Source organism: Lysinibacillus sp. GW247-5R2A, from assembly GCF_059424475.1.
Genome location: NZ_JBWKZL010000006.1, coordinates 90,794 through 108,509 on the forward strand (window position 1 = coordinate 90,794; position 17,716 = coordinate 108,509).

General features: G+C 38.1%; 16 protein-coding genes. All 16 read right to left on the minus strand.

Annotation, left to right across the window (positions count from 1 at the left end):
- Positions 1–257: 257 nt before the first annotated feature.
- Entirely contained in the window at positions 258–2,189 is a 1,932-nt protein-coding gene (gene thrS, locus AC07YC_RS10990) for a threonine--tRNA ligase (protein ID WP_494919370.1), read from the minus strand.
- Positions 2,190–2,617: 428 nt separating this feature from the next.
- Positions 2,618–3,547 (minus strand): primosomal protein DnaI, encoded by a 930-nt coding sequence (gene dnaI / locus AC07YC_RS10995; RefSeq protein ID WP_494919468.1) that lies wholly within the window; start codon positions 3,545–3,547, stop codon positions 2,618–2,620.
- Positions 3,548–3,574: 27 nt separating this feature from the next.
- A complete protein-coding gene (locus AC07YC_RS11000) occupies positions 3,575–4,939 on the minus strand; it encodes a replication initiation and membrane attachment family protein (protein ID WP_494919371.1) in 1,365 nt (454 codons plus the stop codon).
- A gap of 16 nt (positions 4,940–4,955) precedes the next feature.
- Positions 4,956–5,426 carry a transcriptional regulator NrdR gene (gene nrdR / locus AC07YC_RS11005; protein ID WP_008176873.1) on the minus strand — a complete coding sequence of 157 codons (471 nt, stop codon included), beginning with the start codon at positions 5,424–5,426 and terminating at the stop codon, positions 4,956–4,958.
- Between the two features lie 182 nt (positions 5,427–5,608).
- On the minus strand, positions 5,609–6,631 hold the full coding sequence (locus AC07YC_RS11010; protein WP_494919372.1) for a glyceraldehyde-3-phosphate dehydrogenase: 1,023 nt from the start codon (positions 6,629–6,631) through the stop codon (positions 5,609–5,611).
- A gap of 204 nt (positions 6,632–6,835) precedes the next feature.
- The gene (gene coaE, locus AC07YC_RS11015) at positions 6,836–7,429 is read right to left on the minus strand and encodes a dephospho-CoA kinase (protein WP_336635417.1); all 594 of its coding nucleotides are present in this window, start codon (positions 7,427–7,429) and stop codon (positions 6,836–6,838) included.
- A gap of 13 nt (positions 7,430–7,442) precedes the next feature.
- Entirely contained in the window at positions 7,443–8,315 is an 873-nt protein-coding gene (gene mutM, locus AC07YC_RS11020; RefSeq protein WP_494919373.1) for a bifunctional DNA-formamidopyrimidine glycosylase/DNA-(apurinic or apyrimidinic site) lyase, read from the minus strand.
- A 12-nt stretch (positions 8,316–8,327) separates the two neighbouring features.
- Positions 8,328–10,955 carry a DNA polymerase I gene (gene polA / locus AC07YC_RS11025; RefSeq protein ID WP_494919374.1) on the minus strand — a complete coding sequence of 876 codons (2,628 nt, stop codon included), beginning with the start codon at positions 10,953–10,955 and terminating at the stop codon, positions 8,328–8,330.
- Between the two features lie 57 nt (positions 10,956–11,012).
- On the minus strand, positions 11,013–11,159 hold the full coding sequence (locus AC07YC_RS11030) for a hypothetical protein (RefSeq protein WP_494919375.1): 147 nt from the start codon (positions 11,157–11,159) through the stop codon (positions 11,013–11,015).
- Between the two features lie 175 nt (positions 11,160–11,334).
- Positions 11,335–11,751 carry a DNA polymerase I gene (locus AC07YC_RS11035; protein ID WP_336635414.1) on the minus strand — a complete coding sequence of 139 codons (417 nt, stop codon included), beginning with the start codon at positions 11,749–11,751 and terminating at the stop codon, positions 11,335–11,337.
- 184 nt (positions 11,752–11,935) lie between these two features.
- Positions 11,936–12,946 carry a protease modulator HflC gene (gene hflC / locus AC07YC_RS11040; RefSeq protein WP_494919377.1) on the minus strand — a complete coding sequence of 337 codons (1,011 nt, stop codon included), beginning with the start codon at positions 12,944–12,946 and terminating at the stop codon, positions 11,936–11,938.
- Entirely contained in the window at positions 12,946–13,908 is a 963-nt protein-coding gene (gene hflK, locus AC07YC_RS11045) for an FtsH protease activity modulator HflK (RefSeq protein ID WP_494919378.1), read from the minus strand. Before hflK ends, hflC begins: the two co-directional genes overlap by 1 nt.
- A gap of 99 nt (positions 13,909–14,007) precedes the next feature.
- Complete coding sequence (locus tag AC07YC_RS11050) at positions 14,008–14,721, minus strand: LrgB family protein (RefSeq protein WP_336635412.1); 714 nt, start codon at positions 14,719–14,721, stop codon at positions 14,008–14,010.
- On the minus strand, positions 14,718–15,086 hold the full coding sequence (locus AC07YC_RS11055; RefSeq protein WP_036119530.1) for a CidA/LrgA family holin-like protein: 369 nt from the start codon (positions 15,084–15,086) through the stop codon (positions 14,718–14,720). The genes AC07YC_RS11050 and AC07YC_RS11055 overlap by 4 nt, the downstream gene beginning before the upstream one ends.
- 381 nt (positions 15,087–15,467) lie before the next feature.
- The gene (pnpS, locus tag AC07YC_RS11060; protein ID WP_336635411.1) at positions 15,468–17,000 is read right to left on the minus strand and encodes a two-component system histidine kinase PnpS; all 1,533 of its coding nucleotides are present in this window, start codon (positions 16,998–17,000) and stop codon (positions 15,468–15,470) included.
- On the minus strand, positions 16,997–17,713 hold the full coding sequence (locus tag AC07YC_RS11065; RefSeq protein ID WP_324728880.1) for a response regulator transcription factor: 717 nt from the start codon (positions 17,711–17,713) through the stop codon (positions 16,997–16,999). The genes pnpS and AC07YC_RS11065 overlap by 4 nt, the downstream gene beginning before the upstream one ends.
- Between the last annotated feature and the right edge of the window lie 3 nt (positions 17,714–17,716).

A 17,716-nucleotide genomic window follows, 5' to 3' on the forward strand; every position in this document is an offset into this window, starting at 1 on the left:
TACGCAAAACAATTCAACGTGTCATACCTGTTCACAGCCTTTAAAGCGTTGTATCAGGTGAGAAGCGGGCAGCCTCTACTTCAACCACAAACTTTGTATTCATTAACCTTAATTATATTAGCATGTATATGATAAGCTGTCAAACACTAATTTTCTTATCATACCTAGATTGACCTAATCTTAAATAATTTATACAACAGCAAGATTCATTTTATACAAAAAACCTCACTTATGCAAGTGAGATTTTTTAGGAAAGATTATTTTGTAATTTCCGCTTTTATAGCTGCTAGGAAATTCTCAAAGCTAATTGTTTCGGAATCTTTAGAGCCATAACGGCGAACATTTACACCATTAGCTTCAACTTCTTTATCACCAATGACAAGCATATACGGAATCTTTTTCATTTGTGCTTCACGGATTTTATAGCCTAATTTTTCTTCACGATCATCCATTTCCACACGTAAGCCCGCTGCCGTTAATTGCTCTTCAATTTGTTTTGCATAATCGAAGTGAGCTTCATTCGATACTGGAATGACCTCTACTTGCACTGGAGCTAACCAAGTTGGGAATGCACCTTTATACTCTTCAATTAAGAAGGCAACGAAACGTTCCATTGTTGAGACAACGCCGCGGTGAATTACGACTGGACGATGTGGTTTGCCATCTTCTCCAACGTAACTTAAATCGAAACGTTCTGGTAATAAGAAGTCTAGCTGAACAGTTGATAAAGTTTCTTCTTTACCAATCGCTGTTTTTACTTGCACATCCAGTTTAGGGCCATAGAATGCTGCTTCACCTTCTGCCTCGAAGTAATCTAAGCCAAGCTCATCCATTGCTTCTTTTAACATGCTTTGTGCTTTTTCCCACATAGCATCATCATTGAAGTATTTTTCAGTATCTGCAGGGTCGCGATACGATAAACGGAATGAATAATCATTTAAATCGAAATCTTTATACACCTCTAAGATTAACTGCACTACTTTTTGGAACTCTGCTTTAATTTGGTCTGGGCGAACAAAGATATGTGCATCGTTTAAAGTCATTCCACGTACACGCTGTAGGCCAGAAACTGCTCCTGACATTTCATAGCGGTGCATTGTACCAAGCTCTGCAATGCGTAATGGTAAACTACGGTAAGAATGCATGCTATTTTTGTAAACCATCATATGGTGAGGACAGTTCATTGGACGCATAATTAATGTCTCGTTGTCCATTTCCATTGGTGGGAAAATAGAATCTTGGTAATGATCCCAGTGACCTGAAGTTTGGTAAAGCTCTTTTGAACCTAATACAGGTGTATAAACATGCTTATACCCAAGAGATAATTCTTTATCGACGATATAACGCTCAATAACACGACGAATTGTTGCACCATTTGGTAACCAAAGTGGTAAACCTTGGCCGACTTTTTGAGAAGTTGTAAATAGCTCTAATTCCTTCCCGATTTTACGGTGATCACGTTCTTTTGCTTCTTCTAGCATTTGTAGGTGATGTTTTAATTCTTCTTTTTTGAAGAAAGCCGTACCATAAATACGTTGGAGCATTTTGTTATCAGAGTTTCCTCTCCAATAGGCACCTGCTAATGATAACAGCTTGAATTCGCGAAGTTTACCAGTAGATGGTACGTGAATACCACGGCAAAGATCGAAAAATTCCCCTTGATAATAAATGGACACTTGCTCATCTGCAGGGATTGCTTCTAGTAATTCTAGTTTATATTCATCGCCAATTTCTTCATACATCGTTTGTGCTTCCGCACGACTTACATTTTTACGTTCTACCTCTAGATTTTCAGCAATAATTTTTTTCATTTCCTTTTCAATTGCTGGTAGATCTTCGGCAGTGATTGGTGTAGGAGAATCAATATCGTAGTAGAACCCACCATCGATAACAGGTCCAATACCAAGTTTTACATCAGGGAATAAACGTTTAATTGCCTGTGCAGTTAAGTGGGCTGTTGAGTGACGTAAAATTTCAAGTGCTTCTGCATCATCTTGTGTGATAATGGCAATGGCAGCATCTTCTTCGATAGGTGTTTTTAAATCTACTAATACACCATTAATTTTACCTGCGTAAGCTTTTTTTCGTAAGCCAGGGCTGATTGATAAGGCTACGTCATCTGTTGATGTACCTTTTACAAATTCCTTTACAGCGCCATCTGGGAAAGTTAATTTAATCATTTCTGACATATTCGTTGCACTCCTTTGTTATGGTTGAATACATAATGATTGATGAAATGTTGACTAATAAATCAAGTGATACGGCTGCTTCTATGAGCGCTCTTCCCCTCGAATTGGGCGAGGTCTCTCCACAAAATAAAAAAAGCCCCGTCCCTCACGAAAGGGACGAAGCGTATGCTCGTGGTTCCACCCTTCTTCCTTCCGACTTATTAAGTCAGACGAAGCTCAAGGCTAGCTAACGGGCTAGGGACCGGCGAAAGATTATCCCTTTCGCTGCTCAGTAGGTAGTAAATGATGCGTTCATACTAGGAAGCTTTCAGCCGTTGACTTCCCTCTCTAGAAGCTGATACACAAAATTCATGTCCTCATCAATGCATATTGATATTTAGTATATGAGTCAGTATACGCTCGATTGTCGAAAAATGCAACTACCAATGTTACATCCTACGGTTATTGCCACGCATTTCAATTGGCTCTGTTAAGGCTTTAATACGCTCCATTATACGGCCCGCCTTGACAACCTCAATATCACCTTTTTGCGATTGGGCTAAATGGTGCTCTAATTCTCCATAATTAAAATTAGATGTAATAAACGTTGGCAATTGCTCAGCCATTCGATAATGGAAAATAGTTCCTAAAATTTCATCCCTTGTCCATGCGGTCATTGTTTCTGCCCCTAAATCATCGAGCATTAAAACAGGAGCCTTTTTAATATAATCTATTTTTTCATTCAATGTATTATCGCCAATAGCATTTTTCATTTCCCGTAAAAATTCTGGCACGAAAACAACAACTGAACGTATTTTAGTAGACGCTAATTCATTGGCAAGTGCACCAAGTACAAAAGACTTCCCTACGCCGAATTTACCGTATAAGTAAAAACCTTTTGAAGGTAAATGACCTGATTCTTTTGTCGCTTTAACAAATTGCGCTGCTTTTTGGGCAATCATCACTCGAGACTCATCATCAATACTTAAATCGTGAATCGTTGCTTGAAGCACATCTTTCGGCATATGCATACTAGCAATCATATTCGCGACATCCCGACGCTCTTCTTCTCTAATTTTTTGCTCACAGCGTACATAATCCATTTCAACTGTATTCCGAACTACCCTTAAAGTAGGAAGGAAGCCTTTTAAATAGTTTGTACAATGTTCTGTGTTATCACAACCACAGCATTCCGTAGATTGACTAATAAATTCATGGAGCTTAGGTAAATTTCGTTCGATATTATCGTAGCTTAATTCATCTGCATGACGTGCTAGAAATTCTTGTACGCGTGGATTTTCTAAAATTTCACGTCGCATGGCTTCATAGCGTTCTTGAAACGAGGGTACATTAATAGCTCGTTTTAATGGTCCATTTATAGGTTCGATTGTTGCTCACCTTCTTTACTATTCACTTTTCCCCAGCATCTCTAATATTTTTTGACGTTCTTTTTCAAAATCTATCGTGCTAGAAGTACTTTCCTCTTGTTTCTCATCACGTTTATAAAACCACTCGGGGACTTTTTCTTCTCGTTGATGTCCTGAACGTCCCTTAGCTCGCTGGCTTGTTTTAGTGGATGTTTGAGGTTTGTTTTTCCAAGTTGTATATTTATCATGCTCTTGGCGTGCAAGTTCCATTGCTTCTTTAGCAGTTTGGATATTTTTACGCACCCAATGATCCGCAATTGTTTCCACATATTTTTTAGGTAACTTCATATCCGTTGTTAACATAACATACTCAAGTAACGCATTGACTACCCCAATCGGCATGCCATGCTGCACAATTAAACTTTCTGCAAGTTGCACAGATGTTTGCAAAGGTTCTTTCCCATTATTAATGTCACGCAATACTTGAATAGGAGCCGTAGTCTCTAAATAGTGTTGTAACTCCTGATCCTTCGATTTTTGTCCGGTTTCTTCCACTGGCAACGGCTCGCTAACTCTCGCTATTTTGGGGGGCTCTTTTGACATTGTTAACTTGTAGAAATCAGCAGCTGCCTTGCGTAAGCGCTCCTGTGAAATCCCTAAATCATCGTCTAAAGCAAGAATCACTACTTTTTGCATATCAAGCGCTGTTAAATGATATAAAAATGCCAGCTTAGCAATAGCCTCACGAACTTCTAATGTCAGTAAATTGGATGGCACCAATTGCTCAGATAAACCTGCTTTCAACAGATCGAAGTCAAATTGCTCCAAATAAAAAGGATACACCCTTTGTTGTTTATCCTTACGATTCGTATCCACTTGTAAATCTGATGGAATATTGGAATGAACGGGCTTATAGACATCTATAAAGGCACGAGATACATCTTTAAAATCCGCGTCCCTCACAGGGGATATAAAACGTTGCCGTAAATTACGATATGCCTGCTCTCCAATTTTGCTAAATAAAAACATCGATAACAACGGGTCTTTCATAAAGCTTTCCGCATCTAATGGGCGCTGCAGCTCATATAAAAAACTTCGCTCACCAGCATTTTCTTTTTTCCATGTACGTAGTAAACCAATCGCTTCAAGGGCTATACGCGCCTCAAACACTTTACCAATAGGCAGCCCGAGCACATTCATTAAATAATAATGTGTCATTTGCGGCTTTGGTATCTGCTCTGCTTCTGCCCATAAAGTTAAATAAAGGCTTATAGGGTCTGAGCCCGTTAACGGTTGATAGAATAATGTTACTAATTGACGCTCTTGAGTAGAAAATGCATGAGGTAGACGAATGTCAAAAGGATCGCCAGGCTGCAATTCCTTAAATAAATGAATCAACGTCATTCATCCTCTCTATTTTCTATGATTTCTGCTCCGTTTGACGTTGAATAATATCTTTAATCTCCTCGATAAAGACATTGATATCCTTAAACTGTCGGTAGACCGATGCAAAACGGACATACGCCACCTCATCAATTTTGGCTAAGCGATCCATTACCAATTCACCGACATCTTCTGAGCGTACTTCTGAATTTCCTATACGACGAAGATCTTTTTCAATTGATAGGACAAGCTGCTCCAGTATATCAAGCGCAACTGGGCGTTTCTCACAGGCACGAATAAGTCCACGAAGTACCTTTTCACGGCTAAATTCCTCTCGTGAACCTTCTTTTTTCACTACAACTAATGGGGTCTCTTCAATTTTTTCAAACGTTGTAAAACGGAAGCCACATGACTCACATTCACGACGTCTACGAATTTCTTTATTATCATCTACTGGCCTCGAATCCACAACACGCGTTCCGTTAAATTGGCAAGATGGACATCTCATATAATTACTCTCCTGGTTTACAACAATTTAATATTTCTATTATAACAAATTTCCTACATATAAGAAAAGTGCATTCACGTAGTGAGCTCATGATAAACCTAAAGCACCTAAAGTACAAGGAAAGTTTTTTAAAAAAAGCACATTGAAACCAGTTAGATTTCAATGTGCTCAAAATGAAAATATTATGCGTTTACCGTTTCTAATGCATTAGCCACTTTTTTCACTAGGTCAACAACGCGTGCAGAGTAACCCCACTCATTGTCATACCAAGCAAGTACTTTCACTTTACGGTTACCTAATACCATTGTGGAAAGTCCATCAACTGTTGATGAGTAAGTCGTTGTGTTGTAATCAGAAGATACTAGTGGTTCAACTGAGAAATTTAAAATGCCTTTCATTGGACCTTCTGTTACAGCTTTTACGAATGCTGCATTAACAGCGTCCACTGTTACATCTGTATTTAAATCTACTACAAGGTCAACCAAAGAAACATTGGGTGTTGGAACTCGAAGTGCCATACCATGAATTTTACCTTCTAACTCAGGTAAAACTAATTTTAATGCTTTGGCAGCGCCTGTAGATGTAGGAATAATTGATTGTGCACACCCACGTGCACGACGTAAATCTTTATGTGGATTATCTAAGTTCTTTTGATCGTTTGTATAAGCATGAACAGTTGTCATTAAACCATTATCAATACCAAATGTATCATTTAACACTTTCGCTACTGGTGCTAAGCAGTTTGTTGTACAAGAAGCGTTTGAAATTACATCATGTTTAGCAATATCAAGTTTGTCATCATTCACACCTAAAACAATTGTTACATCTTCGTTTTTACCAGGTGCTGTTAAGATAACTTTTTTCGCGCCAGCTTCTAAGTGCATTGCTGCTTTATCACGTTCATTAAATTTACCTGTAGCTTCGATAACGATATCAACACCCATTGTAGTCCAAGGTAATTTTAATGGATCGCGTTCTCTAATAATTTGAACACGTTTGCCATTTACAACTAAAGCATCGCCTGCTGGTTCTACTGTACCTTCAAATGTTCCGTGATTTGTGTCATACTTAATCAAATGTGCTAACGTTTCTGCTGGATAGCTAGCGTTAATAGCAACAATATTTAAATTTTCTTGTACGATCGCTTGGCGGAAAACCATACGTCCGATACGTCCGAAACCATTAATAGCAATTGATACTGTCATTTAAAAATCCTCCTGTGAGTACATACTCAGATTAATTATATACTTTATGGTGATTAGTATAACACAATTTTAAAAAAGATGAACATTAAATAGTCATATTATAAAAGTTCTTATTTTCTGAAAAATTATCTTTTATTATGGCATTTGCCCATAAAAAAATGTGTAGCAAGATTTACTTGCTACACATTTTCAGCTTGAAACACTTTAAATTACATCCCAGAAAGCTAGAATTTTCTTTAATTGTTCCTCTGTATTTTCCAGATTTTCATTATTATAAATGACCGCATGAGCTCCCTTTTCTTTGACAGACATAGGCAACTGTGAGTGCATGCGTGCTAAGGCATCCTCTTTTGATAATTGATTGCGTTCCATTAAGCGTCGAAGCTGAACCTCTTCACTTACCGACACTACAATGATACGCTCTACAAAATGCTGAAGCTTACTTTCAAATAACAGGGGAATATCCATGACAACATGCTCATGGCCACCTTCTAAATAGGCATCGCGTTGTCGTAGCATTTCCTTTCTAATGGCCGGATGCATAATATCATTTAAAATTTTGCGTTTGGCAGGCTCATGAAAAATAATATCTCCAAGCATTGTCCGATTTAAATTGCCATCCTCTAGTAAAATATCTTGGCCGAAGTTTTCTGCAATAAATGCCAGTGTCTCCGTTCCTGGCTCGACGACATCTCGCGCTACAATATCTGCATCAACAATCGGCAATCCTAGTTCGAGCATCATTTTTGCTACTGTACTTTTTCCGCTTGCAATACTTCCTGTAAGTCCGATAATCATTGTTAAATCCCCTTTAATGTTGACAATTTGGGCAAAAAACCGATGTTCGCCCACCAATCGTCATCTGACTTGTCGCCGTTTCACATGCTGGGCATATCTTTTTCCCATACATTTTCAAACGATTCTGCATGCTCCCAGCTTCCCCATTAATATTTCGATAATCAGAGATGGTTGAACCACCTGCTTCAATACTTTGACGCAAAACAGCAACGATCTCCTCAAATAGTGCTCGTTTACGCTTCTCACTGATACGGTTCATTTTTCGAGCAGGATGAATTCTTTGAGCAAACAGCGCCTCCGTTGCATAAATATTGCCACAGCCCGAAACGACTTGCCCATCCATAATCACTTCTTTTACGGCTTTATTCACATATTTCGGTAATGTTGATTTTGTTATAAAAAAATCACACGCTAAATCATCAAACGGCTCTGGCGCCATTTTTGTTAATGGTATATGATCTTCAATTTTTGCCAAAAATCGCAATTCACCAAAGCGTCGTATATCCGAATAAATTAAGTAACCACCATCAGCCATTTTAAATGTAGCATGGATATGCTTTTGGAATTTTGCTTCATCGATGTCTTCTGGTGAATTCACAACAAACCATGCCCCTGTCATTCCTAAGTGACTAACAAGTACATAAGGAACCTCATCTTTCAATAAGTGAAAGAAAATATATTTCGCACGTCGTTCAATGTTTGTAATCGTCATTTCAGACAACGTTAATTCAAATGCATCAGGCTCTGCTTGCTTAACAATACATTGTTTCCCCTCACTAAAAGAAAAGTGTACCCTTTCAGATAGCTGTACATGTTGAATTGTACGTCCTTCAACCTTTGGCTTCAATGCCTGGACGACACCTTCTACCTCTGGTAATTCAGGCATTTGAACCCCTCCTTATTTTGCTTCATACCATGTTGAACCATGGTTAAAATCTACTCTTAGTGGTACGGAAAGCTCGATTGCATTTTCCATTACCTCTGGCACAATTTTTTCTAGCAACGCAATCTCTCCCTTAGGTGCTTCAAAGATTAACTCATCATGCACTTGTAAAAGTAGCTTCGCCTGCATATTTTCCTTTTTTAGTCGAGCATCCATATCAATCATCGCTTTTTTAATAATATCCGCAGCACTTCCCTGAATCGGGGTATTCATCGCCGTACGCTCAGCAAAGCTTCTTAAATTAAAGTTTGAGCTCGTAATATCTGGTAAATAACGACGTCTATTTAAAATTGTTGTAACATAGCCATTGAACTTCGCATTTTGCACAATATCTTCCATATATTGTTTAACACCAGGGAAACTAGCGAAATATTTCTCGATAAACGTTGCCGCTTCCTTACGGGTAATATCTAAATTTTGTGATAGACCATAATCACTGATACCATAAACAATGCCAAAGTTAACAGCCTTCGCTGCACGACGCATATTACTATCAACTTCATCTTCAGATACATGGAATACGTCCATTGCTGTTCGTGTATGAACGTCCATCCCTTCACGGAATGCCTCTACAAGGTTTTTATCCTCCGACATATGTGCGAGTACCCGCAATTCGATTTGCGAATAGTCCGCTGAAAACAGTATCCAATCCTCATTTGAAGGAACAAATGCTTGACGGATTTTACGTCCCTCCTCTAAACGGATAGGGATGTTTTGTAAATTTGGATCTGTTGAGCTTAGTCGTCCTGTAGCGGTTAATGCTTGTTGGAAACGAGTATGCACCTTGCTATCCTTTTCATGGATTTCCTTTAGCAGCCCTTCAATATAAGTAGACTGTAATTTACCAAGCTGACGATATAACAGAATATATTCAATAATGGCATGCTCAGATTTTAACTTCTCTAATACATCAGCAGCCGTTGAATAGCCCGTCTTCGTTTTTTTAATAACAGGTAGACCTAATTTATCGAATAAAATAACACCTAATTGTTTTGGTGAATTGATATTAAACGTTTCTCCTGCCTCCGCATAAATTTCTTGTTCAAGCACAACAAGCTTTTCATTAAGCTCTTGGCCCATCTTTTCTAGCGTAGCACGGTTAACGGTAATGCCTTCACTTTCCATCTCACCTAAAATGGCTGCCAGTGGCAATTCCAAGTCTTTATAAAGATCAAATTGTTCATTTTCCTTTAATAATGCCTCTAGCTTCGGCTGTAATGACCAGACAGCATAAGCTTTTCGGCTAACATGCTGTGCAAGCTTATCTATGTCAGGTATAGCACGTTTGGCTCCCTTGCCATAGACCGTTTCATCAGCTTGTACATCATAATACCCAAGCTCCCTTGCAAGAGTGGCAACATCATCCCCACTAAGTCCAGGATTATTAATATACGAGGCAAGCACTAAATCAAAATCAACGCCAGCTAATTGAATACCTGCTCGTTTTAATGCTGCTTGAGACGCCTTGGAATCAGACATATATTTTATTTTTGAGGAGTCCTCTAACCAGCGACGTAATATATCTGATTTTGCCGCAATGTCAAACGGAATGTATTGAGTCTTGGTCCCATCAGATAGGGCCATTCCAAGTAGCGCACAAGTGTGGTAATGTTCATTCTCTAGCTCAACATGTACAGCCATCACATCTTGCAAGTCTTCTTGTCGTACTTCTTGCACTTGTTCAAAATCAAAAGGTGCTTGCTCTTGCTCCTGCACAGTAAAATCACTTTTCTCGAGCAGTGATTTAAAGCCAAGCTCACGCCATACATTGATCAATTCTTCTTCATTCGGTCCATGGTACGCGAGATCAGTTAGTGAAATGGTAATTGGGGCATCTGTAAAAATCGTTGCCAGCTTCTTGCTCATCTTAGCCTGCTCTTCATTGGCTACCAGCTTTTCTTTCATCTTAGAAGCTTTCAATGTATCCATCGCCTCGTAAAGTGCCTCAACGGAGCCATGCTCTTTTAATAGTTTGACAGCCGTCTTTTCACCAACACCTGGCACACCGGGAATATTATCTGAAGAATCCCCCATTAAGCCTTTCATATCAATAATTTGTAGGGGCGTTAACCCGTACTTTTCGGCAATAAAGGCTGGCGTGTTTCTCTCAATTTCCGTAATCCCTTTTTTCGTAATATAAACCGTTACTTGCTCTGTCGCAAGCTGTGTTAAATCGCGGTCTCCAGATACGATAATAACATCCATATCCTGTGAAGAAGCCTCTTTTGCCAGCGTCCCAATAATATCATCCGCTTCGTATAGGTCTTGCTCATATTGCTTAATTCCATAAGCATCAATTAGCTTGCGTATATAAGGGAATTGCTCTGATAATTCTGGTGGGGTCTTTTGTCGTCCACCTTTATATTCTGTAAAGGTTTCATGGCGGAAAGTTGTTTTTCCAGCATCAAATGCCACTAATATTTGCGTTGGTTGCTCTTCCTCTAATATTCTTTGTAGCATCGTTGTAAAGCCGTATACAGCATTCGTATGAATACCACTATGATTCGTCAACAATGGCAACGCAAAAAACGCGCGATATGCTAAACTATTACCGTCCAATAATAGTAATTTTTCCTTTGTCATTATATTATCCTCCTGCGTTGTCTTCTACTTCCTTCTACTTTATCATAACAATACATTTCAAGTAAAAAAAGCAGACGGATCCTCCCTAAGGTAATCCGCTACTTTTGACTCGCTATCCGTCACTTTCGGCTCGCTATCCGTCACTTTCTCGGTTTTATCCGTCACTTTTGGCTCGCTATCCGTCACTTTTAACATGCTATCCATCACTATTGCATTTCAACCTAGTAGCAGGTCATGTCCTGTCACAGAATCACTGTATATTATTGAAGTAACTTGTTCGCCCTCGATAGTATGGGTTTCCTCGTGTTCAACGTATAAGACGTAAAAAAACTCCCATTCGCAGAGAAAGTCCCAGTGAATGAAAGTTCTATTATTGATATTATTGATTGGCTGTTCGATGAAAAATTTCTTCATATATGATCGTTAAGATAAATGCATTCATAAAGGCAAATACTAAAAATAATGGCATTCCACCCAGTTGTGGCTGTGTTAACTCTTTACTAAATACCATTACAGCACTAATTTGAGCTAAAAAGAAAATGAAGCCAATACCGACTTGCCAAATAGGACGCTTGATCTTACGTTTTTCATACCAAAACAACCTTTTAAACAGATTTCTTACATCATTTGCAATAATAATACTAACTAAAAAGATACTTACAAAAAATACAGGTATATGATAAACACTCTTTGTCATCCATGCAAAATCAGATAGGCGGAAGAACAGAGTCAATAACGATGCTATACTACAAGCAATTCCTACATTTTGGAGCCAAGTGCTAATTCGCAATTTCACAGCTATTACCCCCAACAGTTCTTTTTAAACATTATCATTCTATCAAATTATAGGCTGTTGGGGAATAGAAATTTGTATGTTTCTATTATTTTCACAATATAACAAGTCAATTGTAGGGATATTTATAATTATCATAGTAACTAAAAAGTCGCCTTCCTAATAGGAAAGACGACTTTGCTAACTATTATTTTAAATAACCAGATAAAATTTTTGCATAAGGTGATGATGCTGGCAAAATAATGACCGTATCCTCTCCAACCGTTTTCTTATAGGATTCTAACGTACGGTATAAAGAGTAAAATTCAGGATCTTGAGAGAATGATTTATTGTATATTTTCGCAGCTTCTGCTTCTCCCTCAGCTTGAATAATGGATGCCTCCTTATTCGCTGTAGCTAACATTTCCTGCACTTGTTGATCCGTTTGGGCTTCGATACGTCGTTTATCTGCATCTCCTTCAGAAAGATATAATTGAGCCGTTGATTCACGCTCTGAAATCATGCGGGTAAATACAGACTGTTCATTTTCTGCCGGTAAGTCTGTACGACGAATACGTACATCCACTACTTCTACACCATACTTGTCGTTTTGTAACAGTTCATTAACTCGCTCTGTTACACGATCGTTGATGCTTCCTCGTGAAGATTTTTCATCATTAATAATTTCATCGTATCGCAGTTGGCCAAGCTCTGTTCTTATGACGGAGTAAATAAACTCCTCCATCCGAGTCTCTGCCTTACTAAGTGTACCCGCATTCGATATTAATGCCTTTGGATCTGTAATACGCCAAACAGCATAGTTATCGATGATAATTCTTTTTTTATCCTTTGTATTAATTTCTTCCTCTGAAATATTATAGGTCATCTGATTTTTTGGTAATCGTGTAACACTTTGAATAAAAGGTATTTTCATTTTCAAGCCCGGATCTCGTTCAAATTTCACTACTTCTCCAAACTGGCGAACAACGGCATATTCAGATTCCTTCACAATATAAACATTCGCAAAGATAATGATAGCTGTAGCAAAAACAACTGTTAATGTGATGACGATAGACAGGTACTTTTTAGGGTTGAGCGGGCCTTTTTTCTCCATTTTCACGACATTGTCTCCCGAATCACTGTCTGCTGGAGCCGCTTTTTTGCTTTTTCCTGATAAAAAATTGAGGAATTTGTCAAGGTCCTTATTTTTTTGGTCCATTAATTACTGCTCCCTTCTTTTTTATCTGATTGTGCCTGCTGAGGCTGTAATGGCTGTAGTGGTAAGTACTTCATCGTACTGCCATCATCATTCATAATGTATAGTTGCGCCTTCGGTAAGACGTTTTCAAGTGTTTCTAAAATTAATCGCTCTCGTGTAATTTGTTGATTTCCTTTATATTGCTCATACATCTTATTAAAGACAGCTACATCACCTTGAGCTTGCTCGATACGTGCTGTTTTCGCACCTTGTGCCTTGGAGATAATAGCATCTTTTTCACCTTCAGCTTCACTTTTACGCTGATTCATATACTTTTGTGCTTCATTCGTTTTTGTATTCTTTGTTTCACGTGCATCCGTTACTGCTGTGAAGGCAGCACGCACTTCCTTGTTTGGTAATTCAACGTCTTGTAACTTCACGCCTAATACGCCAATACCAATATCATATTTTTCGATTAAGGACACTAGTAAATCACGTGTTTTTGCTTCAATTTCAGCCTTCCCATCTGTTAATGCTGCATCAATGGTTGAGCTACCAATAATTGAACGAATGGCGCTTGATGTGGCGCTATGTAAAATTTCTTCGGGGCTTTGTGCGTTAAATAAAAATTTACGAGGGTCGGTAATTTTCCATTGTACAACAAGATCAGTTAGTACAATATATTCATCTCCTGTAATCATCTTTGTCTCAGCATCATAAGCTTCTAGCTCTCCTGCCTTATTTTGCTTATAGCCAAACTGTAAACTGAACGTTTCTTTCGATAAAATTTCAACTGATTGAACTGGCCAAGGTAATTTAAAATGAAGTCCTGGGTTTGTAACCATTTCATCAGCACGGCCAAATGTAATGACAACCGCTTGTTCTGATTCATCTACTGTGTACCAGGATGTAAATACGGTAATAAGTGCAATAACTCCAAAAATCCCAAGTCCAACCATCATTAGTGTCCTTTTCACACTCATGTCTGTTCCTCCCTTTTTTTGATTACTATTATGTACGGAAGAGTTTTATAAAAAGTTTCAAAATATAGTGAATTTAGCATAAAAAAATCCTGCTACCTTTTATGGTAACAGGATATTAATAACTAGATGTTCGAAGACTGGGAAAATGGTTGTGGTTAATACAATGCTAATTAAAGCAGCAACAATCATTGCTAAGCTGGCAAATGTACCCTCTAGTTCACCAAATTCAAAAGCTCTAGATGTACCTGCCCCATGCGCGCCCATTCCTAACATTAAGCCTCTAGACGATGGGTTATGGAATCGACATATTTTAATAACAATAGGTGCTAATAGGCTTCCTAAAATGCCTGTCGTCATAACAAAGACAGCTGTTAAAGTAGGAGAGCCTCCAATCATATTTGAAATGTCCATTGCAATAGGTGTTGTCACTGAACGTGGCACTAAACTATGCACAAGCTCATTGTTTAACCCTACTACTAAGGCCATTATAAAAGATGAAATAATGGCGACTGTGGAGCCAACCGCAATACTTATAAAGATTTCGAAGGCATGTTTTTTTAATAAATTGACATTTTTATAGATAGGAACCGCAAAAGCAACCGTTGCTGGTCCTAGTAAATTCGTTAAAACACTAGCTCCTGCATTATAAGTTGTATACGGTATGCCTGTTAGTAATAATAAGATAATAATAACGATCGGCGTCACCAGCATAGGTGTCAGCCATTCCTTTTTATATTTCTTATAGATCATTTTACAAATATAAAAAATAATAATTGTCCCAAGTAAGCTACTACAAGCTATCCATAAACTCATACTGCATCACCCTTCTTTCGACGCCCTAGCCATTGTGCCGTATAGCCCGTTACAAACATCACAATAATCGCGCTTCCAACAATGACCAACACAACTTTCATGCCCTGCACACCGAATAATGCATCATAATCGATGACTCCAATGGCAGATGGAATGAAGAAAAGTAAGAGTTCACTTAGTAATAATGCTGCCCCTAGCTCAATCCATTCAAGCTTAATAATATGAAACTGTAAAAGTAAAAATAATAGAACGAGTCCTATTATGCTCCCTGGAATCGGCAAGTGAAGTAGGCGTGCAATACTATTCCCAATCAATAATAGGAAATAAAGAAAGCCGATTTGCACGATACTTTTGACGATTTTCATGGTCATCCTTCTCTCATTTTTTTCTCTGCTTTAACAGTCAGAAAAACACGATTCAAATGAAAAGAAGTTATGATTTCACTGACTGTTCAAGCTTTAGTTTGACCAACAATCTACTACAGATTGATGGTAAACTTTTATGCTACTATACTTTACACCTATTTATCCTCTCTGTAAAACAGAAAAAGAATCTAGTGCCTAATAATTAGACAATAGATTCTTCTGTGTTGAAAATAAAACAGTTATTAAAAAATCTGTCATCACCAAATTAAATGGTGAGCGCGATTTTTTAGTTTATAGTCTTAACAATCATATAAGGGGGTTTCTAGTTATAAGTATAGTTCCCAAATATGAATGTAACATTTTGTTCATGTAAAGGATTTGTTAATTTTTCGGAATCATCACAATCATTGTTGTCCCTATGCCCACTTCACTTTCTACTTGAATACGTCCATGATGGGCCTCTACAAGATGCTTGACAATTGCTAAGCCTAAGCCTGTTCCACCTGAATTTCGGCTTCGTGCGCGATCAACACGGTAAAAGCGCTCAAAGACTCGGGCGATTTCATGCTTTTCAATTCCGATTCCTTGATCTTCAATTTCGATAATGCCATGCGTTTCATTTTCCTTTAAACGAATAGACACCGTTGTATTTTCTGGAGAGTAGGTGATTGCATTGGTAATTAAATTCGTCACGATCTGAATAATACGATTGGCATCTCCCATTACTTGTACGTCACGGTCAATATCCACTTGAAAGCTCATATTTTTTTCATCTAATCGCGGCGCTGTTAGCTCTGCTCCGCGAATCAGCACATCCTGCAAGCCCATTGGCATAATGTTGACCGTGAAGCCATGCTGTTCAATTTTAGAAAGCTCTAACAAATCCTGAATGAGCATTTGAAGACGATTACTCTCTTTATAAATAATTTCTAAGAAAGATATTAACATTTTTTCGTCTTTATAGGCACCATCCAATAAGGTTTCAGAAAAGCCTTTAATAGAGGTAATAGGTGTTCGCAATTCATGGGATACATTGGCAACAAAATCTTTGCGAATTTGCTCTAAACGGACAAGCTCCGTTATATCATGCATGACAATAACAACGCCTAGCCATCGTCCATGGTCCCCAATAACTGGTGCTCCATATACTTCTTTATTATAGAGCTCCTGCTTTATCTCCATTTTAATTTGCTGTCGATAAGGCATCTCTGTAAGAAAAACGTGATCGATAAACTGCTCTAATGATTTTGGTAAGCCAATTGTCCGGAATACCTTTCCCTGAACTTCATCAATCTGCATTCCAAAACGTTCTAAAAATACGCGATTCACGATAGAAATATTGCCTTCACGCCCAATCATCATGAGAGAGCTACCCATATTTTCGATTAACGTTTTCAGTCTCTCTTCCTCTACTTCACGAACAGTCGTAATATCCTGTAGATTACGAGCCAAAATATTAATAGAATGACTTAATGGAATCATACGTTCATATTCATTTTCCTGGGCACGTGCACGATAGTTCCCCTTTGCAAGTTCAAGAGCCGTTTCCGTAACATTATCGATTGGTGCTGTAAAATTCCGTATCATATAGCGACTGACAATCCCAATTAAAATCAGGGTAATCGTGAAGAGAATGGCCAATATGATATAGAGTTTGGCACGTACAAATGTCAAAGAATCCTCTAGATCTAAGCTCTGTGATGCAAATAATGCTTCTTGATCTTCCTCTGAAAGCTGGAGCCTGCGTTCATCTATTACTTGAGTCATTGATGCTTGTTTATGAGTATTTGCATCCTCATTGTATTGCTTAATATAAACAGGAAAAAGCTGACCTATAACAATCATTAGGACAGCTAATATCGTTCCAAGTAAAAGCATGAATGTCAAAAATAAGCGGTTGCTCATTGATTTCATGACGTTTTCGGCTCCTCAAATTTATAGCCAAGCCCCCTAATTGTTTTAATAAACATCGGCTTACGGCTATTTTCTTCAATCTTATCGCGAAGGTGGCTTATATGAACATCCACAATTCGAGTATCGCCAGCAAAATCATATTTCCATACAGCACTTAATAGCTGATCGCGTGTTAATACACGATTTTTATTTTCAAGTAAGTAAATGAGTAATTCAAATTCCTTTGGCGTAAACTCCAGTGCCTCATCTTGTAAAAAGACTTCAAAGCGTTCTGGAAATACACGCAATTGTCCAAACTCAAACATTTTCTCTTGAGGCTCATCTTTCTCCTCTGATACAACATTTTGAGTAAAACGTCTTAACACTGCCTTAACGCGTGCTAATACTTCCCGTGGACTAAAGGGTTTAGTCATATAATCATCTGCGCCTAATTCTAGACCAAGTACTTTATCAAATTCGTCATCTTTTGCTGTTAACATTATTATAGGTGTATTCATACGCTGCTGGCGTATTTGTTTGCATACTTCCATACCATCTAGTTTAGGTAGCATCAAATCTAACAGAATTAAATTAGGCTGTATGTCAATTGCTTTTTCCAGACCTTCTTGTCCATCTGCAGCTGTTTCCACTAAATAGCCAGCCTGTTCTAAATTATATTTCAATAATGTTGCAATTGAAAATTCATCTTCAATAACTAATATCGTTTTCGTCATAAT